Source organism: Staphylococcus cohnii subsp. cohnii (genome assembly GCF_002902365.1).
Taxonomy (GTDB): domain Bacteria; phylum Bacillota; class Bacilli; order Staphylococcales; family Staphylococcaceae; genus Staphylococcus; species Staphylococcus cohnii.
Genome location: NZ_PPQC01000065.1, coordinates 20,694 through 44,107 on the forward strand (window position 1 = coordinate 20,694; position 23,414 = coordinate 44,107).

The window sequence follows — 23,414 nt, forward strand, 5'->3', positions numbered from 1 at the left end:
CGCATTTCAATGCAATCAATATGAATACAGATAAAAATGCTGAGACTTTCTATCGTCTCAGCATTTTATCGTATATGATGCAATTACAAGTATTGTTTTGTTTGGCGATCAATATCTAATGCAGTTGTATATTTCGGCTTTTCTTTTCTAAATAGATATTCACCATTACGTATCGAAGCAAGACAGTCAACACGTCGACGTTGCGCTTCAAATACATTTGGTGCATCCAACACGATAAAGTTTGCTGGCTTGCCTTCTGATAAACCGTAAACTTCATCTAAATGCATTAATTTTGCACCGTTATAAGTAATTAAATCGAAATTACGTGGAAAATCTTCTTCTCGCATTAATTGTGTGGCATGCAAGCCATTGTCTAAAATATTCATTAAATTACCTGATCCCGCTGGGTACCATAAATCAACAATTGAATCTTGACCAAAAGCCACATTAATAGCATTATCTACAAACTCTTTGACACGTGTTAATCCTCTTCTTTTTGGATAACTATCTTGTCTGCCTTGTAAATATAAATTTTCAGTTGGGCAAGAGACAAAGTTTAAACCTGATTGGCGAAATAGCCCCATCATTCGAAATGCATAAGCATCATCAGCTGAACCAAATGAACAAGTATGTGAAGCTGTCGTAGCATTTCCATAACCTTGTTTCATCACTTCTGCATTTAATATTTCTAAGAAACGCGCTTGTACGTCATCTGTTTCATCACAGTGTACATCAATTAATTTATCATATTGGATAGCGAGTCTAACGATTTCTTTAATAGATTTCACTCCTGCTTCTGGACTCCATTCATTGTGTGGAATACCACCGACACAATCTGCACCTAATTTTAAGGCTTCTTCAATTAAATCACGGCCTGTTTTACCTTGCTCTTCAAAAGCATACATACCATTTTGAGGAAATGCCACAACCTGAATCGTAATATTATCTTTCAATTCATCCCTTACTTCAAGCGCTGCTTTGATACCTGTTAAATCAGGATCTGTACAATCCGTTTGAGCACGAATATATTGTGTTCCGTAGCTCGCTACGTCGTTGACTGCTTGACGCATACGCGATTTCATTTCTTCTTTTGTAGTGCCTTTTTTATAATCATTCCATAAATCAATAGCCTCAAACAATGTTCCAGATGTGTTTTTAATTTGAGGATTTTGTCCTGTAAAATAATAATCTAGATGAAGGTGACCATCAACATATGGGGGCAAAACTAAGGCACCTCCTAAATCAATCACCTCATCCGCTTCACCTAGATTCTTGCCAAATGCTTTAAACTTACCGTTTTCAACTAAAATTTCTGAAGCTTCATCATACTTATAAATTGATGCATTAATGAATTTTTTACGCATTCATAAAACCTCCTATACCCTTCTACCATAAGTCTTAATACTTTTTTAAGCAATGATTACCCAGTGAATATGGTTGAAATAAACACCAATTTATTAGATTTCGCTGACTTAATAGCAAAAAATCTGCTGACACATGCCACAATTAAGTCGTGGTATCAGCAGATAAATGGAATAATTTAATTATAATTTACAGATTATATTGGGACATTTTATGCGCATCTTTACTGAACAAATTTTTGAAAAATGCAGTAAATTTATTGTCGTCTTTTTTAACTGAGGCATCTACTCGGGGCGCATGTGTACCTTTAATAAATTGACGCTTATAGGCTACATATACTTTGCCTTCTTTATTCACATTAAACTTTAAATGATCCATTTTTTTAGGAACTACATCATATAAATCTTGCTTAACTTGGTACGTTTTTCCGTTAATTTCGTGTTCTCCTTCACTTAACACTTTTCGATATTCATATTTGTTAAATTGTTTATTCATAATGGCATTAGCAATTTTATGGCGTGCATTTTTAGCTTTCATACTTGGAAATGGTTTCACATTGAGTATCGCTTCATTGAGACGTAAACCATTACGTTTACTAGTTAACGCTAAACTATAACCTTCATCGCTTGTTCCCGTTTTTAATCCATCTGCACCTTTTAATTCAAATCGTTGCCCTTTTAAAGAAATATTTTTTGTTTTTAATTCTGTTCCAAATTGTTTATCCGTTGTTTTAGAACTATATTTTAAAATCTTAGGATGATCTTTTAATATATTTTGCATTAGAATGGTCATATCATTTGCAGTAGTTTGTGTTTTGCGCTCTTTTTGATATTGCTTTGGAGCATAATGCTGTAAAAGATCATTATCTGCACCTGTAGGATTCACAAAATGCGTATGGTCCATACCAAGTTTTTTCGCTTTATGGTTCATTTCATCTGTGAATTTTGATGTTGAACCACTCACCTTCTCACCCAAAATAAGTGTAGCTGCATTACTTGATTCTAAAGTGATTTGTTTAAGGAATTGATTAATAGAGTAAGACTTTCCTCTCTCTAAAGGTACACTAGCTAAATCAGGTAATACAGACATTTTTTCATAATCTGAAGTGATTTTTATTTTGTCTGTACCTTTTATCTCACCATTTTCTATCGCATCCAATGTCAAATACATCGTCATCATTTTTGTCAAAGAAGCTGGATCAGTTACTTTTTCCGCTTTATCTTGATATAAAATTTGACCTGTTTGAGCTATCACGCTAAAACTTTCTGGTTTGTATTTAACACTTTGCTTAGGACTCGCTGATTTTTCTGTTTCAGCAGTTATTGTAGCTGTTGGTGCAATGGCAGTTAACGTGAGCAACCAACTTAGCATCACCACACTTAATTTCTTAAACAATGATGACCATTCCTCTCTAAAAATTTATATTAAATAATCAAGCACACTTCAAATTTAATCTTATTTTTGGGGATATAGGTTTAAGTACTCTTCTAATGTTTCATTACTTTTATATAATTTTTTTGCTGTATCTTTTCCAACATATCTGATATGCCACGGTTCATATTGATAACCCGTTATATGCGTTTTATTCTTCGGATATCTGATGATAAAACCATACTTGTAAGCATTATCTTTGAGCCACTGCCCTTCCTTAGTCTTACCAAAAGAAGTTTTAAAGTTGGTATCCGTGTTCTCAGAAACGATATCGTATGTCAGTCCAGTTTGATGTTCTGAATGACCTGGCTTCGCACTGTATTTATTGGCTGCTTCTTCTCCATCTCTTTGAACATATTGATCAAATAACTGTTCTTGACTTTGGTAACTTCTGAAACCACTGGCATTTGATAATTGAAATCCTTGATTATTACCATCATTTAAAAGTTGCTGTAATGCATCACGCGCTTCTTTATTTTCTCCAGAATTAAAATGTTCTGGTAACGAAATATCTTTGTTCACAATTAAAATATCATCAATATACGTTACACCATGCTTCACTTCTTTATGATGCTTATTTTCACTATTGTTACTTTGCTGTTTTTCATGATTTTTACTGTCTTTATTCTCAGATTCATTGTCTTGAGCAGAACATCCAACTAAGACCAAACACAACATGATAATCAATAATTTAAGTTTATTCATTGTTACTCCTTTTTAAAAAGTATAATCAAAACAAATGTTGATGGACAATAAAATAGTTTTAAAAACAATTGCAATTAACATTAATATAACACGCTGTATATAAGAGACAAGTATTTTATTGAATTTATTAATATTTCAAAACACAACTATCAACTTTCAAAATGGAAAACAACAAAATAAAAACAGTTACCCTGCTGTGGTTAAGCAATGACAACTGTTTTATCGTACATTTTGTATTTTATAAAATGTGCAAGCAGATACACACTGATTACTAAATATGCTATAGAGAGACCGATAAAAATCATATTATTTAGTATAGCCGATGTCTTGAAATAATTTTTTATAATTTTCTACAGCTTTATCATGTCTAAGCTCTGATCTCGTCTGTACGCAATTAAATGGCTCATCTATTATTTTAGCCATACAATCAGCAAACGCTTTAGTATTATCTGGCTCAACGAGATATCCATTCGTACCATGATTTATAATCTCTGAAGGACCATATCTAACATCATAAGCAATAACTGGACAACCAACTTCGATACTCTCCATTACAGTTAAGCCAAATCCCTCAAATTTACTTGTTAACAGTGAAGCTTTTGATTGTTGAAATTCTCTCAAAGGATTATTCGTAAAATCGTTGATTTCTACTTTATCTTGAATACCATATTGATCAATTAAATCCAACAACACCTTTTTTTGCCCATCTTCATCCATACCAAATATGGATAATTTCGTATCATACCCATAATCTAAAAATTGTTTATACGCTTTAATTAAATGGTCTACTTGTTTTTGAAGACCTAATCTACCAATAAAAATAAATCGGTCTAATTTATTTTCGTTTGCATGTGATTTATATGTTTTAATCGAATGCGGAATTACTGATAATTGTCTTTCATCTAATGTAACTTGGCTAATAATATCTTCTTTTTGCTTTTCAGTTAATATTAAATATTTTTCTACTTTTTCAGAATGATTTAACGCAAATTTATATGAACCTTTTATTTGCTGTCCATTCAAATGACTATTATGAAAAACTAAAATATTTTTAGTCGCATGTGTTTGATTTAACAATGGTTCATCTAAAAGTCTGGCATCATTAAATACCACATCACCATCACTGAAGCGATGGTCAAAATAATATTTAAATAAGGCTTTTTCACTACTGAAGGATAAATAAGGTCTATCATTTCTATAAAGTTGGATATAATCTAAACTTTCTTTTTCTGTATTAAAAAACTTTTTACAGTATATAACGCCTTGTGTATCAAAGTACACCTCACATAATTTTGAAAATGGTTTATGTGTGTAATAAATCTTTCTATGCAATTGACCAAATTTATTGTATTCCCAACGTTCTAATCGTTTTTTACTAATAGATGACATAAAATCTTCAAGTTGAACTACATTGCTATTGCCATAATATTTTCTGTACAATACGTAATCACCATTTTTATAATATCTCATAACATTGCCATCATTAAAACTTTTACTTTCCAACCCTTTGAGTTCACGGTTCATCGTTTGATATTTAGGTTGTTTTTTAAATTTAGTCTTCGGTATTTCTAATAGTTTAAAGCCACTTAACCAGTCGTATATATTTTCGAATTCTGTATGTTCTGTCACTTTTTCCTCGTTTATAAACTTTTTATAAACAGATGGGTAATTGGCATTATAATTCGTTGTTACAATTTTACTTTTGATCCCTAATTCACTATCTATTAATTTTATTCGACTTAGCAATGCCTTAGTTCTACCTCCATGTACTGGTGGTAATGTGCTTGTTATTGTATATATCATGATTTCCCCTCATTTTCATACCTATAGTGTAGTATTTATATCGTTTGCCTTAATAAATTTAAAAACTAATCATTTATATTGTACATTTCATTTATTATTTAATAGTTATTATAAACTAATATGTATTACACACCTAATATTATTTGCAATTGTAGTCTCTTTTTTCTCGTATGAAACTTTTTAATTTATTTATCTAGTATAAAAAGATGTATTAAATTACTAAATTAATTTTATTTTTCGAATACACTAGTTTTGATATCCGTTTCATAATTCATTACCACCTCATTAATAATTTTCAAAATTTAATTAATAATGTATTTTACATTATTATGACAGTTGTTTGAAACAAGATAAAATAGTTTTACTTAACTACCATGCTTTCGAGAAAAAACTAAAAGAAATTAAAGAAAGTTCGAAACAAGAAGAATCACACATACATTTACGTGCTGAAAACGGTGATATTGAAGGGTATGATTAGTAATTCAGATGATATAATAATGACGTCGCCTATCTCTCAGGCGTCTAATTGACGTAGAGAGGAGGTGTTAATCTATGCTAGAAATCCTTGTTCAGATCACGGTCACAGTCATCAGTGGTTGTATTATCGCGTTATTTACGCGTTGGCTACGCAAGCGCGATGATAAATAGGCGACTAGCCACACCAAAAAATCCCCTCACTATTGCGAGTAGTGAGGGGATTGGTGTATCCATGCTAGTTTCCTTGTTAAGTGTATTATAACATCATAGCGTGGAGGAATGCAAAAGAATGCAAAATGTTAGTTTCATCTAAAAAGAAAGTATTTAACTACTAAATAGCAGTTAAATACTAATATTTTAATTTTTATCAATAACAATATTTATTGATTGAATAATAATACCTAAAACAACTACAGTAAATGCACTATAAATTAATATATAAGTAGAAACCCCTTGCGCAAGTAATAAACCGCCTAATGCAGCACCAATCGCACTACCTAAATAATTTAAAGAACTATTTAAAGCCACAGATGCACTACCATGTTCAGAATGTTTTTTAAATTTTTAATTGTTCAGGTTCCTCTATAAAATCAATAGGTATGTCTATAAATTCATCAAATATATATAATCATCTTAAATAACTTAATGATTCTCTCTTTACTTTCGATAATATAACCTAGTTTTATAAAGAGTAATAATATTTTAATCTGTTTATTAATTAATAATGATAAGATAAAAAAATAAATTAATTAATGTATACTTACATTAATTAGTACCGTATAATATTTTATGAAACTATATATTATATAATGGGAAGAGGTAGCGAATGAAAAGGGATAGAAAACAAAGATTTTCAATTAGAAAATTTTCAATGGGAACAGGTTCAATATTATTAGGTTTCACAATTTTTACAGCAATAACTACTCATGAAGCAAAAGCTAGTGAATTAATAAGTAATAAAAGTACAGAAAAAGATGATGTAGATCACACATCAACTAACTCTCAAGAAGATTTATCAGAAACTACAGCACCACAGAAAAAGGACGAGGAAATACAGAAAGATGATGTAGATTACGCATCAACCAACTCTCAAGAAGACTTATCAGAAACTACAGCACCACAAAAAAAGGGCGAGGAAATACAGAAAGATGATGTAAATCACACATCAATCACCCCTCAAGAAGATTTATCAGAAACTACAGCACCACAAAAAAAGGACGAGGAAACACAGAAAGATGATGTAAAACACACATCAATCACCCCCCAAGAAGACTTATCAGAAACTAAATATTCTAAATTAAAAGAGAATCAAACTATTAAAGCCGCACAAGCGGTACCTCCAAATCCTTATCACGGAGTATCTGATAAGTATTATGGTGGTTTTTTGGGTCTATTTGGAAGACCTGGTTTAACAACTGATATTAATCCAGAAAGAAAAACAATTATTAATGGTGAAAAAGCCAAAGCACATGCCGATTTTAGAATACCTGGACTTATAAATTTAGACAATACAAGTTATCAGTGGTATATGTATCGAAATAATCAATGGACTTCAATTAGTGGACAAACTAAAAAAGATTTAGATATACTTTAACTAATGTAGGAGATTATTATTTCCAACTAGTAGTTAGAAATAAGCCCTTTTTAGGTTCAGCAAAAACATATGGTTCAAATGTTTTCGCAGTGAGTGTGGTTCAGCAACAAGTACAAGCTAATAAAATAACAATTACTAATAACCCTAATACTTTAGTTAATGATTCTTATTGGGGTTTAGGTTATGAAACAAATCCTAAAAACGCTACAGGTACAGTAAATTGGTCAGTAAATGATAATAGTTTAGCAACAATTAACCAATCAGGACTAATAACCATAAATAATAATAATTTGAAAGGAACAGTTATTGTAAAAGCAGTTTTAACAAATTCAGACGGTTCTACTGTAGAAAATTCTATATCAATTAAAGTTGGAGATATAATTTCTGATCAAACTGTTGAAGTAGGTGAAGATGCTACTTTTACTATTTCTCCAAGCTTAATACCAGATAATAATGAACAAAAAGTGACTTACCAATGATACCGTTGGAATGAAGGTAAACGCCAAGAACTTATTTCGACTAATAAAGATTTAATAATAAATAATGTTGGTGTAAATTTAAATAATAGTCAGTATCAAGTTCTTGTAAATATAGGAGGAAAAGTCCAGGAATCTAATGTAGCTTCTTTAACTGTTAGTACAGCTGCTTCTGAGTCCATTAGCGAGAGTGAATAATTAAGCACGTCTGAATCCATTAGCGAAAGTGAATCATTACGCACATCCGAGTCACTAAGTGAAAGTGAGTCATTGAGCGAAGTAGAAAGCGAATCAATGATTTCATCTGATTCAAATAATTCATTTGATTCTACAAACACATTAGAATCATCAAATGATTCAGATTCTGAGAATGAAGCGAACCAAAATGAAAAAGATAAAGATTCAGAGTTACCAAATACAGGGGAGGATAAAACGAAAAACGGATTGTTAGCGGGTATTCTTAGACTAGGTGGTTTGTCACTACTGAGAAGACGTCGTAAAAAAGGAACTGAAAATAATTAATAACATTTGATTTGAATATCAATACAAAATACAGCTGAGGATATTCTCCTTGGCTTATTTTGTTATAATAAGTTAATAAATATTTCTATAGTTATAGGAAGTGTAATAATATGAGTGAAAATATAAATGAAAAAGAAGAATTAGATCAAATAAACAAACAAATTGAAGAAGAATTAAATGAATATGATGCTGAAAAAGATCAACAAAAAGTAAAAAAAGAATTTCTGACACTTAAGTTTTTGGGCACATTTATTATATTGACCTTTATGATTTTTAGCATAGTGAAATTGTTTGTTTGATAAGTAAAATTATGATTTTAACTTTAGTTATTGAGGTGTAATACATGACGATATATAACATGAACTATGGCATTGGCTGGGCGAGTAGTGGTGTAGAGTATGCGCAACTATACAGAGCTTAAGCTTTAAGAGGAAGAGCAGAAACATTAAAGTTCGTGTTTTTAGAATTTATAAAAACTGAAAACATACAAACCTTAACAAAAAATTTAGGATTTAATGATGATGAAGTGGTATGGTTATACCAATTTTTCACAGATATAAAAATAGCACCTTCAAGTGTTAAATTAGATGAGATTATTCAATCACTCAATGACGACATCACTAAAACAGAAGATGAAGGAAAAATCAAAAAATATTTCTTTAATAAAAACAGTAATTATATCGTGTGTCATTTGAAAAACGAAGATAGCGATATTGTTGATAGAGTAGAATATGTATCAAGAGGGAAGCTACTACGCAAAGATTATTATTCCTATGTACGTGTCTTTTCGGAGTATTACGCCCCTGAAGATAATATAGCTAAATTATATATGAGAGTCTTTTACAATGAAGACGGTTCTACAGCATACAACGAATATGTAAATGGTGATAATAGTATGTTTGTCTTTAAAGATAGAATACTATATTCGAAGCAAAGTTTTATTGCATATTTCATGGAAAAACTTCAGTTGTCACAGGAAGATATGATTTTATTAGATCGCTCAAAAGATATTGGTCAAGTTATGATAGAAAATAAAAATCAAGCTAAATTAGGTGTAGTGATTCATGCAGAACACTATAATGCATCAACAACGAACGACGATTATATACTTTGGAATAATCATTATGAATATGTATTCACTAATGCGCAGGAAATTGATTTCTTTGTCACAGCAACAGAAATCCAAAATAAACTGCTGACAGAGCAATTTGAAAAATATAATAATATCAAGCCTAATATATATACAATTCCTGTAGGCAATTTAAAAAATTTAACACAACCTTCTTTAAACAGAAAGCCGTATTCTATTATTACTGCTTCAAGATTAGCAGCTGAAAAACGTGTGGATTGGTTAGTTAAAGCAGTCGCAATTGCGAAACAACAAAGACCTGAAACAACATTTGATATATATGGAGAAGGAGCTCAAAAACAGGCATTGCTTAATCTTATTCGTGAAAACAACGCAGAAAGTTATATTACATTGCATGGTCATGTAAATTTAAATCAAGTATATAAAAATTATGAATTGTTTCTATCAGGATCAACGAGCGAAGGTTTTGGATTAACATTGATGGAAGCGATTGGCTCAGGATTAGGACTTATTGGTTTTGATGTTAATTATGGAAATCCGACTTTTATTAAGGACAAAGAAAATGGCTATCTCATACCTATTACATTAAAAGAAGAATCAGAGTCTGAAATAGTAGGAAAAATTGCTGAAGCTATAATTCGTTTTTTTGAAAATGATACAAATGATTTCCATGAGGCATCTTATAAAGTTGCTGAACAATTTACACAAGATGCTGTAAAAATCCAATGGAATCATTTAATTGAAGAGGTGCTTTATGATTAATTTATTTGAAGCTTTCGATAAACAAACAATAGTCCTTTATAATTCATTTAAATTTTCTGGTATGAATAGACAAACGATCGTTATTGAAACTGATGGCTTTCTTCCTGCAGATATTAAAACACCATATGAATTCTTTGCGGAAAATGAAAATTTGCCAGTTAAACCATTATTTTTTAACCAAGTTAAAACGCCGAGATTTTGGTTGATTGAAGGCAATAATAACGATGCTGTAATTAAAGATACAGGAGATATTAAAGCGAGAATTATTTATAAAAAGAATTATAAACATAGAATTGTAGAACGTATTGAGTGGTTAAATATACAAGGACATACGCATTACATTGATTATTATAATAAATATGGATACAGTTATGCACAAGTAGTATTGGATCCTAATACCCATAAAAGAATATTAAAACGCTACTTTAACGCTAAAGGCCAAGTATTTATGGTTGAGAACTTCATCACAAATGATGTTATTTTGAATTGGCAAGGCAAAGAATACTTCTTCCATTCGAAAATACAATTTGTTAATTTCTATATTCAAGTTGCAGGGTTAGAATCCGAACAATTTTTAATCAACTCATTTTCAGTGCCTGCTGCAGTGATGAATGGTTTAAGTGAGTCTAGCAATGATTATTTTTATTGGCAAGGTGATATAACGAGCGATATTATTCGTCATATCGAAAATATATTATCTAAAGAACATAGATCATTCAGTATTATTGTGCCGAGCGATGAAGCCTACGAACAACTTAAATCATCCATTAGTGATAAATGGAAAGACAGAATATATAAATCTGGATATGTATATAAATTCCTGAAGTCTAATAATTATTCTAACCAAGTGCTAACACTAACTAATTCAGATCAAATACCTCATTTAGAACAAATTGTACAAGCTCATCCACAATTAGATTTTCATATTGCAGCTATGACTGAAATGTCTAAGGTGTTAATGAACTTAAATAAATATGCCAATGTTAAATTATATCCAAACGCCAAGAAGTCTGAATTTAAAGCACTTTATAAAAAATGCGATATCTATTTAGATGTTAATAAAGGTAACGAAATATTAGATGCAGTTAGGGCAGCCTTTGACTACAAATTATTAATTTTAGGTTATGATGCCACTGCGCACAATAAAGTAATAACAGCACCAACTCATTTATTCGATGTAGCGCATCCTGATACGCTAATCAGTACCTTAGAGGAAATTACGCAACACAAAGATACATTCGATAATTACTTAGAATTACAATTACAACAAGCCAATGCAATTGATAAAACAACGTTTATTGAATCAGTAAATTAATTATTTTTCCTTTAGATAGAAATACAAATAGTTCTGAATCAAAACGTTTAATATGAAATACTTTGATCATCATATCTATTAAGACGGTGTCATTTGGTTTCTTTTGAACACCAAAATAACTATAAATATTAAGACGATAATCCACATCTTTAGGAATATCAAGCTGTAGTTTATCGATAAACTCGTTATACACCGTTATAGCTTGTTCAGACTCATCTAGTTCATCATCATTTCCAATACTACTTGTTAGGAGTGCAATCAGACCTTGACGGTCGATTGCTTCCTTAGCCATATTTAATAGCTTGGATAGCATTTGTAATATATGATTCATGATAATAATCCTCCAAATTCATCTAATGGTGCTACATCTTGTACATAATAATTACCGTTAAAGCAACCTACATGGATTAAATGCTTTCTATCAATATAAGGGTCGTAATTCTCATGAGTGGAACTATAATTACTGTGACGTTTAAGCCAATCATTGATTGACAACTGCTTAGCTATCTTTTGTGTTGAAATATTACGATTCGCATATAAAATCTGATTGTTCACTTCAATTTCATATGTGAATTGGTGTTTCACATCACCTGAGAAATTTGTTTCTTTCACAGAATATAACGTAGCTACATATATATAATTTTCTTTGAGTGGTGTACTACTTGGTATTTGTAAGCTTTGTCCTCTATCCTTATTCATAGTCTACGCCTCCTAGTTTTTCCAATGTCACATGGGCGAATTCACCATTAAAAAACTGGTTAGCCGTACTTTTCATTAGCTGAGCAACATCACGTGCAATTACTTCATCATCACATTCAATCATAATCGCATCGTGTATTGGCACAATAATTTTGAACGTTTTTTGTTCGCATTGTGCTTTGTACACTTCCAATAGAATGTGCTTGAAAATATAACTCGCTACAGTTTGTACATAGAATGCCATGATACTACTACCTTGAAATGCGCTCATATCATGTTCAATACCATAAGGCATAGGCATCGATTTATTCTCATCGACGTGTTTTTTTAGTTCAATGACTTTTGTAAACTGGCTGACCACATCCAACCATTGCACTTCATTTACATATTGATTCAGCTTGAATTTAGGGCTATTGAAGTTGCCGCCAAATAGAAATGAACCAATAAATGCACGTTTAACAAATATTCGTTGCTCATCTGGTAAGTCTAATTCACTTAGTAATGCGTCATACAGTCCGTCTTTCTGATTCAAAAAGTCAATCACTTTTGAATCTTGAGTCATGTACGCTACAACTGATGGTTCAAATGATTTAAAATCGACAGTATATACCTTCTTATATTTTGAAGGTAAAATCGTGCATTGGACTGCTTTAGGTAAGCCCTGAATATTAAAATTTTTAGTTGTGATTCGATGTGTTCGTGTACCAATCAACGATAATTGTGTATATAATCGATTCGTACCATTTAATGACTGATCTAATCTATCAAATAACTGTTCGATTTTATCAGAATGTTCATTGTTCTTAGCCTTTTCAAGCATTGTCGCTTTGATATCGGGTAATTTATCAATATTAAGTGTAATAGGTTCTGTTTCAATTTCTTCCTTTAATGCTTCCAATTCATGATGGACTTCCACATATTGATCTAATTTAGCTTGTTCATCAGCTAAAAGTGCATTATATTGTTGGTCTAACTGTTGGCTGACATGTTGATACAATTGTTGAACGTCATCTTGGTTAGTTGGCTTTTCCATTAACCATTTTTGCGCTTTGCTACTTTGAGGTAACTTTGCAATTAAGTCACGTATATTTATTGGATACATGTTGTTTTTCTCCTTTTATAAGTTATTACATAACAATCTCCCGGGCGGATTATCATGTGAATACCACAACGTTGTATCTAATAATATAACTGAATCAAACCTTCTAGATAATGCATCCATAACATTCATTACTTAATGGAAGAGTAAAATTCCACCAAAAAAGCTAACTCATTTTTTGAGTTAGCTCATAATAATCATCATTTTTTTACATTTGGACTACTATCATACAACTGGCGTCTTATCTTAAGCGACAATAAATTATTGATGTAGTCATTTATATTGCTTTTTAATTTGGAGTCAATATCTTTTTTATTATCAGAATTATGATATGCCTCCTCTTTATTTTTTCTTCTCTCTTTTTTATCAGAATGAGGATAATGTTGCTTTCCTCCACTAGAGTTACCTATTTCAATCGAAAATAGTTTTAATTTATTTTTCATTTCACTTAGTTCTTTTAAAAATGATCTATAATACCGTGCGTTTTCATCGTTTGAATTAATACCATTATTTAGCAAATAAACGCCTAATTTGTCTATTGAATTTTCCAAATTATTGAATAGTTTTTTAAATAAATCTAAATCTTTATTTTCATATTTAAAATTTTTAACTGCCATTAACTTTTCAATAGTACTGCTTCTATCATAATTTTCTTTTTCGAACATTGTTTGCATATTATAATCAATACTTTGTTGACCTATTTCTTGATTCAAATACTTTATTAATAACCGATCCAAAAATGGCATTTCTATTTTATATTTATCAACAAAGAATAAATTATACTTTTTACTTTTATTATCCTTTGCTTTTACTATGTTATTACTAACCTCAAAGCAATAATATAAATAATTGAAATTTAGTTTCTTATTTTTCTTAATAGTATTGGATTCCACTTCATCACATTCATTTTTTGTATCATTTAAAACTTTATTGTATTCGTTTTGTATATCATTTAAAACTTTACTGTTGAATGCGGTAATATTATCAGTAATTTGTTCCCAATTTTCCTCTTTACCTTCTGTCAAAATGTAACTTTTAAAATAATTGAAGTGCTTTTTATCTTCATCAAAATCATGGATTGTCTCTTCAATTGAGTGCGACAACATTCTAAATAATTTACTCCCTTCATAATAATTACTATCTAAAACTTTATTCATAAAACTATCAAGTTTTAATTCTAAAATTTTACTTTCAGAACGCCATCTACATAGAGATTGGTATGTAAAATCAGCCAATAAATTTTTCTTTAAAGAGGAAGTATCCATATTCATAATTTCTTTTATTATATCTTCAAGGTAATCATAATACACACAAGAGTCATCATTTAACACAGTCTTTTCGATAGATGGCATATAATTATAATCATTACTTGATTTTGGAAATGGGTGCTTACCTACAATTTTCGATAAGATATTTATAATTTGATATTGCTCCCTGTTAAACTCATAATTAGATTTCTGAAAAAAATATGTTTCTCCGTATGCAATTCCTCCACGTTTAGGGGGTTACAAAATATAATAAGGTTGATATTTTGTAACCTCTACACCATACATTGTTTTTAATAACTTTAATTTGTTCGTGAAAGTTGTTCCCTTGATATCTTGCTTCTCTTGTAAATGTCTTTTTTTGTAAGTTAGTTTAGGATTTTCTCGTACAAGATTGAAATAACTAGATGCTTGATAATCATATTTAGATTTTTCTTTATTATAGATATAAATATCATTATAAATCTTAAACACTTCTTGAAAAGCTTTCTTTTTATTTTTAGAATCATTCATGAGTTTCTTTAAAGACTCATACAATTGATTTTTATCTTCTTCTGATATTTGATTTAAAAACTTGCATAAATACCATTCTTTAGTCACATCAATATCATTTGTTCGTTTATTTGAGTAACATTGTTCTTGTATACCTTGTTGAATACTAATTAATGATTCACTTTCAATCTTTACTTTTACACCTTGACTATCCAACATTACTTTACCAAAATTAATCATAAACTGTTCATATGTATTTATAATATCTTGTACTTCTCCTGCATATTCTGGTTGCAATAGCGGGGATAATGGGATTTTATCTTCCATAGGTAAAACTTCAAATTTTTTAATACACTCTTTGACGTTATTTATAATTTGATCATCAATATGTACCGTATAACGCATATATATAGTATTTTCAGTAGCTTTTAGACCTTCAATATTTTTATTCACTTAATCCACCTTCATTGACTTATTTTTATTTAATTATAACTATTTATGTATGCTGTGGCACTACCGCTACCAAATCTTAAATTTGGTAACGCTTTTTTGTATAAATTTAAATTTTTTAATGTGGTGTCACGTTTTGAAAGCGCGATAAACGCATATCGTGTTCTACCACTATTTGTTTCGGTACTTTCTGCTTGTTCATATGACACTTCGTAAGCTGAAACAACTGCGTTATTAGCACCTGTATTGATACCAATAATATATTTTATTTTATGTATTTTATCTTTTCCTATAATCCAGCTACCTAATGTACGTGATTTCAAGTTACTTCTATCACGTTTACTTTCTTTAATGGGATACTCTTTACTTTCATCTTTATCTAATCTAAATGCATCTCTGATTTTCACTGCTAAAATTAATTCATTCGTATTTATGTTTTCAAGATTAATTGAATCATAGCCAAATTCATTTTCTAAATCTTCAACTAAGTATGCCTTAGATCCATGACCGTTAATCATATTTGTTAATGTAGTTTTATTTGTTAGGTTAAGAAAGTTTATAAGAACATTTTCTGCAGAAAATGCTTCAGATTCGGTTAATCCATAACTGATTATATATCCTAAAACATTCAAATCATTGCTACAAATTTCATTAATTCTATTAAATTTCAAGTTATCTTTATTTTCTTCTCTAAATATATCTTCGTACAATAATTGTTTCTGCGCATCTTGTTTATGTTTAAATATTCTATTCCCCTTACCTTTACCAACATAAAAGCATTCATCATTTCTTGGGTCCATCAAACAGTATACATAAAATACGTGTTGATGATCTTTTTCTAGTTGTGCTAGTGTCGATTCAGAAAATTGATTAATGTGTGCCAATAAAATCTCTCCTTCTTTGTGAACATATTCATTTTTATACTAATTAATATAATTTCCAAAAAAAATTCTGTTTAAAAGTGAAAAATATTATTTATCGTTTGCCTTAAATCTTCAATATATAGGTGTGCATATGTATCATTTTGTGCCAATTTGAACAAACGGGAATCAAGTCTGTTTCTGAGTTTATTTCAACTTTCTTATAGTAAACATTGTCTTAATATGATGAACTTCAATAAAACTTTCTTTATGCCCCCTAAAATTTCTCTCAAAATCAAAAACCACATACTTTACAACTTTTACCGTCGATATCAATTGCTCTTTTCTTAATTTAGAATTTCTTTCAAATTTTGTACTATAACGTGAAACTACTTTTCCTTCTTTATAATTAAAATTTACTAATTCGCAATCATTTTTACTTCCATTTACAAAAACATCCACTGTTTCTAACACAAAATCTAATAAACTTCCTTTTATTAATCGTGGGCATTGTATATTTCCTTTCATTCTTTCTTGATTCCATTAGTTTAAACTTAAAATTTCATCATCAATTTCTTTAATTAATTGTAGTTCCATAATCAATATAATTTGTACAGTTTATTATATATTCTAGATCATCAATAGTTGAAAATGATTTATTAAACACTCTATAAACATCGTATGATATTGCAAGGTATAATCCAATATTTCATATATGTAATTCCTCCACATCTCATTAACTTTTTAAATTATACACAACCTAATTTTTAGTTTTATTTATGATACGCTTCTACGTATCGGTTAATGATGCGGTTTCTTTTTTATATTGTTTTATCGTCAATCTTAAACATGTAAATTAACTTTTTAATTAAATAAAGTAAAAATAATTTAGGGAGAAAGACTACGAATTCAAAATGAATTTCATCCCCCTTCTCATACATACTTAGTATCCCATTTTATTCACTAATGATTTGTCCTTTGATGACATAATCTTTTTGGTTAACATAAAATCTCATATCTTTACTTCCAACTTTATAAATATATTCTTTGCCTCAGGCTGATGTAGATGTATACTTTGGTTCACCGTAATGATTCAATAATTCTTTTTTGCTCACTGACTTACCGTCAAATAATGAGCAAACACCATTCGCTTTATGATTAGAAACCCCGTAATATGTTGGATCATATAAATCTTTATTATTTTTAGCTAATGCATTTTTATTAATTTTGTAATTATTCTTCTTGAAGTTATCAGCTTTTTGAGATGTTTTAAAATTCTTATCTAGAATAAAGTTACTTTGATTTGCTATATAAACACTATAATTAAAATAAGGTTTCACATTTTCTTGCACATGTGCTTGAGTGACATTAAATAATTCGGGCGTTACGGAAAATCCCTAAACTAAATTTAGAAACTTTTTTCATAAAAATCCTCCTCACATTTGTATTACAGGACACATTTTACATCAATATTACAATGTCACAAACAATTATATAAAATATACTTTTTTTACATTTATACATGCAATTTAACTTATGTTTTTCTTAGTTTAGAGACTTATTATTATAGACAAATTGCAGAGTAAATGTCTGGTATAATCTTATTTAAACAAAGAGAGCATATGCATTGTCATGCCCTATGTTGAGAATCATTTGATATACGTCGATTTTAAATATAAATATTAAAAAATCGCCTGGAACAAAACGTAATGTTCCAGGCGTTGCTAAGTTAAGTCTTATAATGGTTTCGCGATTGCGAACATAACAAATTGTAATGGCTCATTCACTTGGAAAGGTTGAACATAACTTTTTGTATCATTCATTCTGCCTCTCATGTAAGGATCTACAGATACATAAATGGATTCTACTTGAACCTCCCCTGCATGTGGTTCTCGAGTTTCTATTGTTTCAAATCTAAATACATCGTCTTGAGGGATACTTTGTGGTCGTTTTGCAAGTACAACTTGTTGATTATTCATTTATTATTCCTCCAGATATTTAGTCGTAGCGTCTGATAATGACAAATCACCATTGATGATTTGAAATTCGTGACCTTGTAATGCTTCATCAGTTAATACAGAAACAAGCACTTCTGCTACATCTTCTCTTGTAATAGACGGATTTTGTACATTTTCAAATTGCGCACTCATATTGAATTGTTGCGTTTCATGTTCGTTTGTTAAAGTGCCTGGATGTACGATGGTATATTTTAAATTTGCATGTCTTAAGTAGTCATCCGCATAATGTTTTGCAATGGTATATGGTTTCAAGTCGCCTGACGCATCAAAAGCTTCTCGACGTGAGTCGTACGTTGATACCATAACAAAGTGTTGACGACCGACGTGTTCACTTGCTTTAATTGCTTTCACTGCACCGTCTAAATCTACTATGATTGTTTGATCGTCACCTGTCCTTCCACCAGAACCGACGGAAAAAAGGATTTGATCATACGGTTTAAATAATTCTATTAATTCATCAATAGATTGTTTTGCAACATCAATGTAAGTTGCATCAATACCATCTGCTTTTAAAACTTCAACTTGTTCTTCTTTTCTAACACCGGCAGTAAAGTCAACGTTTCGTGCTTTGAGTTTGCGTACGAGATGTTGACCAACGCCACCATGAGCGCCAATTATTAATGATTTCATGTGTATCGCTCCTTTTTAAAATTATTGATTAGCTAAGATTTTTAAAGCATGTTCAGCAACTGCATGTCCTGATTGAGGATTTTGACCAGTGACAATGCGACCATCTACGACTGCGAAATTACTCCAGTCATCCTCTTTTTTAAAATGTGCACCGTTACTAATAAATTCGTCTTCTAATAAATATGGCATGTATTCAGTTGTACCATTTGCTTGTTCTTCACTATTTGTAAAACCAGTCACGTCTTTATGACGAACGAGGTAATCGCCATTTTCTTTAATGTCGAGTAGACCAGCCGCACCATGACATACAGAAGAGAGAACGCCTTGGTTATTGTAAATACTTAACGCAATGTCGTTAAGTTCTTTGTTATTTCTAAAATCCCAAATCGCACCATGTCCACCTGCAAAGTAAATGGCTTGATAGTCGCTAGGATTAACCTCTTTTGGAGATAATGTTTGTCCAAATTTATTCATATAATCATGATCCGTGTAGTATTCCCAGTCCTCAGCTCCCATCATTTCAGGGTTAAGACTGATAGGATCAAGAGGCACATATCCACCGTTCGGACTTACGAAATCAACATCATAACCTGCGTCATAGAAATCTTTCGCAAAGTGTGTAACCTCTGAGAACCACGCACCCGTAGGTCTGTCTAAATTATCGTATTTCGCAATGTTTGTTACAACAATTAAAGCCTTTTTCATTGTCTTTCCTCCTCATTCATGTTTGTATAGATTACAATATCAGTTAAACCTTGGTTTAAGAGAAAGGATATGCTTATATGAAACAATATTACATTGAATATGTCTCAGATTATTGCAATATACCTAAAAGCAAACTGCGTTATTACGAGAAAAAGAATATCTTGAAACACATCGACAGAGATAGCAATAACAAGCGTTTATACACAGACGACGATATCGAAATGATTAAATTTATCCAGTGCCTAAGCAATTTGAATATGCCATTAAAAGAAATACGAAAAAACACAGACATGCTTTATCAAAACAAAATAGATGTCCCAAGCGTTTTACGCGCACACCTAGAATTCTTGAATGAACAACGGAATTTGGTCAGTAAACATATCGACTTAATTGAACAAAAATTACAAACTGCCATGACCGAGTGACGAGGGAAAGGTATATGTGAATTAAAATAACGATGCTAACAAGTCATAGACTATACACAAATCTAATCCTATTATATGTAAATCATGCTCCACTATTAAGTGAATGTACAGAAAATAGAAATTATATCAGAGAAATTCGAAGATATGTTTGGCAAGATGATTTTGATATAATAGAAGATTTAAGGCTTATAGATTCAATTAAAAAACATATAAACTAAGGGGCCAAACAGTAAAAACACGATTTGGTGATGCAAAAGAACAGCATAGTAAGAGATGGGCAAGATATAAAGGTAGTAAAAAAGTTCCATAGACACCACCGCTTATTTGCGCTGCCATAAATCATAAAAAGTTGGCAATGTATCTCGTTAAAGAGCCACAAATAGCTATGATAAAACGTAATTTAATCATGATTTTAGTGAAAATTATTAGTTTATACTAAAAACAAACTGAACTTATAAATTTAAGTTCAGTTTGTCCATAGTCTGAAATGAGGCATATGTCTCTTTTTTTATACTTTATAAACATTTTTTCTAAACACTTCTTGATATTGAACATACCCTGATAAATAGTGTTCAATATCATCAATTCTTACTCTATAGCCATGATGTTTAATGAAGAATGAATTCACAATGCGTGCTGGATTTTTGAAATACATAGCAATTTCAGGATAAAAGTAGCCTGTTCTTTCATAATCAGCTCTTAAATGTATAGTATTAATGAATTTTTCTTCATCTAAATAAGTTTCAACAAGTTCAACATAGCCTGTCTTTTTAGCTTTTTCTACTAAGTGATACGTCGCCATTAACATTTCTAAAAATGTTGGGAATGTCGTTTCCCTTTGTTGCATATAATCTAAATAACTCGATACGTTCTGAATGCCAAATTTATAATATTTCTCTTGTGGATCAATTTGTACTAATTCATTTGTACAATATCCTAACCAGTGATCATGATACTTCCAATATTTTTTCTCTATAAACATTTCAAATAACATTTTGATTGTATTCAACCATTCTTCATTATGATCAATTTGATAAAGTCTTAATAATGCTAAAGCAGCTTCACCATCATAATATACAATTCTGAATTGTTCTTTTATCGTTAAATCAGGATAATTTAATACGTGAATCGTTTGTTGTTGATCATCAATCATCGTCAATATCCCTTTTGCAACTTTCTGTGCAGCTTCTAAATATTGATTTTTCTCAGGTACATGCTTTAAATATTCACAAATCGCGAAGATAAATGCAGCATTTTGACCTAATTTTATTTCATTCATACCTTCTGTATCATCAAATATATATCCTGCGCCATCAACTTCATATAAATAATGCTTGATTAAATAATCAATCGCCTTTTCTACAATTGTGACATCTTCATTTAAATAACTCAGACCTTCTATTAATGCATATGTTGAAGATGAATGACGTAAATTATTATAAAATCCTATTTCTTTATCGAAATGTGGAAAATAACCATAAATATACTTTCCGTTATCTTGAATTTGATTTTTCAAAAAGTGAGTACTTGTCTCAATTAGTCGATCGATTTCTTCATTAATATTATCAATTTTTCTTAGACCTTTACGATATCCCTTTTCTTCTAATTCAATAAGTTGATCTTTTTCAATAAAATAGCTTTTCGTGTAGAACTTATAAACATCTTCATTTTCATAATTACGATGTGTGAAATATTTTCTTATTCTTTTGTATTTTTTAATATAGTTGTTAATGTTCTTCTCAGACATGAAAAGCTCTTTACTATTAGGTTCTGGTCTTATAAACGCATTGGTATTAATTTCTTCAGGTAAGAATGCTAACTCCCAATTATTATCTAATGAAAAGCCATATTCTACATAATTTCTACGAGTATGAGTTAAATCATGCTTTAATTGTTCATATTTAATTTTTTCAATTGATGTAACGAAATCTATTTTGATCCATTCAGCATTTTTACCAGTATTTTTTCGAAATGATTCGATATATTTTTTAATATTTCGTTCAGCATTATTAGCTTTAAACATTTTTACTATAGCCTTTTGGGAAGGATGACCAACACTAACAAATATTTTTTCTACATCAGAATTACTATTGAATAAATTCTTTAGTTGATTAGATATCTCCATACATTACATACCTTTCTGTATTAACTTTTATAAAAATAAGCCTAAATCTGTTTTATTAATGAAAATTATGAAACTACCCTAAAAATCATAGAGGCTGGGACAAAAAATTTGCCCCAGCCATAAAATTTCATTTATATAATTCTAGTTATTTTCTTTGTTGTCTTTTTTGCGACGACCAAGTAAGAATAATGATCCAATTCCAGCAAATAAACCGCCGAATAAAGCACCGTTATTTATTGGTTGTTCACCAGTGTCTGGTAATTTCTTATCATTATTTGATTTATCATGATCATCTGTAGTTGCAGCTTTTGCAATGCCGTTTCCACCATTGTTGTTTGAATCAGTTGAACCCATTCCCATATCTGAATCAGAGTCTGCATCTGAATCAGAGTCTGCGTCTGAATCACTGTCTGCATCTGAGTCAGAATCTGCATCTGAATCTGAGTCTGCATCTGAATCTGAGTCTGCATCTGAGTCAGAATCTGCATCTGAGTCAGAATCTGCATCTGAATCTGAGTCTGCATCTGAATCTGAGTCTGCATCTGAGTCAGAGTCTGCATCTGAATCACTGTCTGCGTCTGAATCAGAGTCTGCATCTGAATCAGAGTCTGCATCTGAGTCAGAATCTGCATCTGAGTCTGCGTCCGCATCTGAATCTGAGTCTGCATCTGAGTCAGAGTCTGCATCTGAATCTGAGTCTGCATCTGAATCACTGTCTGCGTCTGAATCACTGTCTGCGTCTGAATCAGAGTCTGCATCTGAGTCAGAATCCGCATCTGAATCAGAGTCTACATCTGAATCTGAGTCTGCGTCTGAATCAGAGTCTGCATCTGAGTCAGAATCCGCATCTGCATCTGAGTCTGCATCTGAGTCAGAGTCTGCATCTGCATCTGAATCACTGTCTGCGTCTGAATCACTGTCTGCGTCTGAATCTGAATCAGCATCTGCGTCTGAGTCTGCATCTGAGTCAGCATCTGCATCTGAGTCTGCATCTGAATCAGCATCTGAGTCTGCATCTGCGTCTGAGTCTGAGTCTGCATCTGAGTCAGCATCTGCATCTGCGTCTGCATCTGAATCAGCATCTGAGTCTGCATCTGCGTCTGCATCTG

22 protein-coding genes and 4 pseudogenes are annotated in these 23,414 nt (G+C 30.9%); 8 read left to right on the top strand and 18 right to left on the bottom strand.

The window, feature by feature from the left end; all coding sequences use genetic code 11:
• Positions 1–83: 83 nt before the first annotated feature.
• The 4 genes from CD032_RS10805 to CD032_RS10820 form a co-directional block, all read right to left on the bottom strand.
• Positions 84–1,364 (bottom strand): amidohydrolase family protein, encoded by a 1,281-nt coding sequence (locus CD032_RS10805; RefSeq protein WP_019469236.1) that lies wholly within the window; start codon positions 1,362–1,364, stop codon positions 84–86.
• A gap of 187 nt (positions 1,365–1,551) precedes the next feature.
• Positions 1,552–2,757 carry a penicillin-binding protein PBP4 gene (gene pbp4 / locus CD032_RS10810; protein WP_103211477.1) on the bottom strand — a complete coding sequence of 402 codons (1,206 nt, stop codon included), beginning with the start codon at positions 2,755–2,757 and terminating at the stop codon, positions 1,552–1,554.
• A 60-nt stretch (positions 2,758–2,817) separates the two neighbouring features.
• Complete coding sequence (locus CD032_RS10815) at positions 2,818–3,498, bottom strand: M15 family metallopeptidase (protein WP_103211478.1); 681 nt, start codon at positions 3,496–3,498, stop codon at positions 2,818–2,820.
• Positions 3,499–3,804: 306 nt separating this feature from the next.
• Positions 3,805–5,301, bottom strand: coding sequence for a glycosyltransferase (locus CD032_RS10820; protein WP_071562363.1), 1,497 nt, complete (start codon positions 5,299–5,301; stop codon positions 3,805–3,807).
• A 552-nt stretch (positions 5,302–5,853) separates the two neighbouring features.
• Between CD032_RS10820 and CD032_RS12970 the strand changes: the two genes are divergently transcribed.
• On the top strand, positions 5,854–5,949 hold the full coding sequence (locus CD032_RS12970) for a type I toxin-antitoxin system Fst family toxin (protein WP_108902200.1): 96 nt from the start codon (positions 5,854–5,856) through the stop codon (positions 5,947–5,949).
• Between the two features lie 186 nt (positions 5,950–6,135).
• Here CD032_RS12970 and CD032_RS10825 read toward each other — a convergent pair whose 3' ends face one another.
• Complete coding sequence (locus CD032_RS10825; protein WP_174890063.1) at positions 6,136–6,306, bottom strand: hypothetical protein; 171 nt, start codon at positions 6,304–6,306, stop codon at positions 6,136–6,138.
• Between the two features lie 298 nt (positions 6,307–6,604).
• Here CD032_RS10825 and CD032_RS10830 point away from each other — a divergent pair, with 298 nt between their 5' ends.
• From CD032_RS10830 to gtfB, 6 genes and pseudogenes are all read left to right on the top strand, one after another.
• A complete protein-coding gene (locus tag CD032_RS10830) occupies positions 6,605–7,372 on the top strand; it encodes a YSIRK-type signal peptide-containing protein (RefSeq protein WP_103211479.1) in 768 nt (255 codons plus the stop codon).
• 95 nt (positions 7,373–7,467) lie between these two features.
• A complete protein-coding gene (locus CD032_RS10835) occupies positions 7,468–7,851 on the top strand; it encodes a hypothetical protein (RefSeq protein WP_064263592.1) in 384 nt (127 codons plus the stop codon).
• A gap of 267 nt (positions 7,852–8,118) precedes the next feature.
• A complete protein-coding gene (locus CD032_RS10840) occupies positions 8,119–8,370 on the top strand; it encodes an LPXTG cell wall anchor domain-containing protein (RefSeq protein ID WP_064263590.1) in 252 nt (83 codons plus the stop codon).
• Positions 8,371–8,480: 110 nt separating this feature from the next.
• Positions 8,481–8,669 (top strand): hypothetical protein, encoded by a 189-nt coding sequence (locus CD032_RS10845; protein WP_071562372.1) that lies wholly within the window; start codon positions 8,481–8,483, stop codon positions 8,667–8,669.
• 44 nt (positions 8,670–8,713) lie between these two features.
• Positions 8,714–10,222: pseudogene (gene gtfA, locus CD032_RS10850) on the top strand (accessory Sec system glycosyltransferase GtfA).
• Entirely contained in the window at positions 10,215–11,537 is a 1,323-nt protein-coding gene (gene gtfB, locus CD032_RS10855; RefSeq protein WP_071562373.1) for an accessory Sec system glycosylation chaperone GtfB, read from the top strand. Before gtfA ends, gtfB begins: the two are co-directional and overlap by 8 nt.
• 7 nt (positions 11,538–11,544) lie before the next feature.
• On the opposite strand, the pseudogene CD032_RS10860 reads toward gtfB, so the two are convergent.
• From CD032_RS10860 to CD032_RS10905, 11 genes and pseudogenes are all read right to left on the bottom strand, one after another.
• Positions 11,545–11,868 (bottom strand): annotated as a pseudogene (locus CD032_RS10860) (DUF5906 domain-containing protein); the annotation flags it as partial.
• On the bottom strand, positions 11,865–12,236 hold the full coding sequence (locus CD032_RS10865; protein WP_064263845.1) for a hypothetical protein: 372 nt from the start codon (positions 12,234–12,236) through the stop codon (positions 11,865–11,867). The pseudogene CD032_RS10860 and the gene CD032_RS10865, both read right to left, overlap by 4 nt.
• Entirely contained in the window at positions 12,229–13,338 is a 1,110-nt protein-coding gene (locus CD032_RS10870) for a DNA polymerase family A protein (protein ID WP_103211480.1), read from the bottom strand. Before CD032_RS10870 ends, CD032_RS10865 begins: the two co-directional genes overlap by 8 nt.
• Positions 13,339–13,535: 197 nt before the next feature.
• On the bottom strand, positions 13,536–14,687 hold the full coding sequence (locus CD032_RS13535; protein WP_231912224.1) for a hypothetical protein: 1,152 nt from the start codon (positions 14,685–14,687) through the stop codon (positions 13,536–13,538).
• 153 nt (positions 14,688–14,840) lie between these two features.
• Entirely contained in the window at positions 14,841–15,545 is a 705-nt protein-coding gene (locus tag CD032_RS13540; RefSeq protein ID WP_231098987.1) for a hypothetical protein, read from the bottom strand.
• 29 nt (positions 15,546–15,574) lie between these two features.
• Positions 15,575–16,426 carry an LEM-3-like GIY-YIG domain-containing protein gene (locus CD032_RS10880; protein WP_064263924.1) on the bottom strand — a complete coding sequence of 284 codons (852 nt, stop codon included), beginning with the start codon at positions 16,424–16,426 and terminating at the stop codon, positions 15,575–15,577.
• 183 nt (positions 16,427–16,609) lie between these two features.
• Positions 16,610–16,930: a hypothetical protein gene (locus CD032_RS10885; protein WP_231098986.1), complete on the bottom strand. Its 321-nt coding sequence runs from the start codon at positions 16,928–16,930 to the stop codon at positions 16,610–16,612.
• Positions 16,931–17,358: 428 nt separating this feature from the next.
• Positions 17,359–17,827: pseudogene (gene isaB, locus CD032_RS10890) on the bottom strand (immunodominant staphylococcal antigen IsaB family protein).
• A gap of 344 nt (positions 17,828–18,171) precedes the next feature.
• A pseudogene (locus CD032_RS10895) lies at positions 18,172–18,381 on the bottom strand (NADP-dependent oxidoreductase); the annotation flags it as partial.
• A gap of 3 nt (positions 18,382–18,384) precedes the next feature.
• On the bottom strand, positions 18,385–19,050 hold the full coding sequence (locus CD032_RS10900; protein WP_064263397.1) for an SDR family oxidoreductase: 666 nt from the start codon (positions 19,048–19,050) through the stop codon (positions 18,385–18,387).
• Positions 19,051–19,071: 21 nt separating this feature from the next.
• Complete coding sequence (locus tag CD032_RS10905; RefSeq protein WP_038679376.1) at positions 19,072–19,755, bottom strand: type 1 glutamine amidotransferase domain-containing protein; 684 nt, start codon at positions 19,753–19,755, stop codon at positions 19,072–19,074.
• 77 nt (positions 19,756–19,832) lie between these two features.
• Between CD032_RS10905 and CD032_RS10910 the strand changes: the two genes are divergently transcribed.
• Positions 19,833–20,180 (top strand): MerR family transcriptional regulator, encoded by a 348-nt coding sequence (locus tag CD032_RS10910; protein ID WP_064263399.1) that lies wholly within the window; start codon positions 19,833–19,835, stop codon positions 20,178–20,180.
• 508 nt (positions 20,181–20,688) lie between these two features.
• Here CD032_RS10910 and CD032_RS10915 read toward each other — a convergent pair.
• Together CD032_RS10915 and CD032_RS10920 are read right to left on the bottom strand one after the other, a co-directional pair.
• On the bottom strand, positions 20,689–22,305 hold the full coding sequence (locus tag CD032_RS10915; protein ID WP_071562374.1) for a poly(glycerol-phosphate) alpha-glucosyltransferase: 1,617 nt from the start codon (positions 22,303–22,305) through the stop codon (positions 20,689–20,691).
• A 141-nt stretch (positions 22,306–22,446) separates the two neighbouring features.
• Positions 22,447–23,414 (bottom strand): LPXTG cell wall anchor domain-containing protein (locus CD032_RS10920; RefSeq protein ID WP_258026259.1); only part of this gene is annotated, 968 nt, incomplete at its 5' end.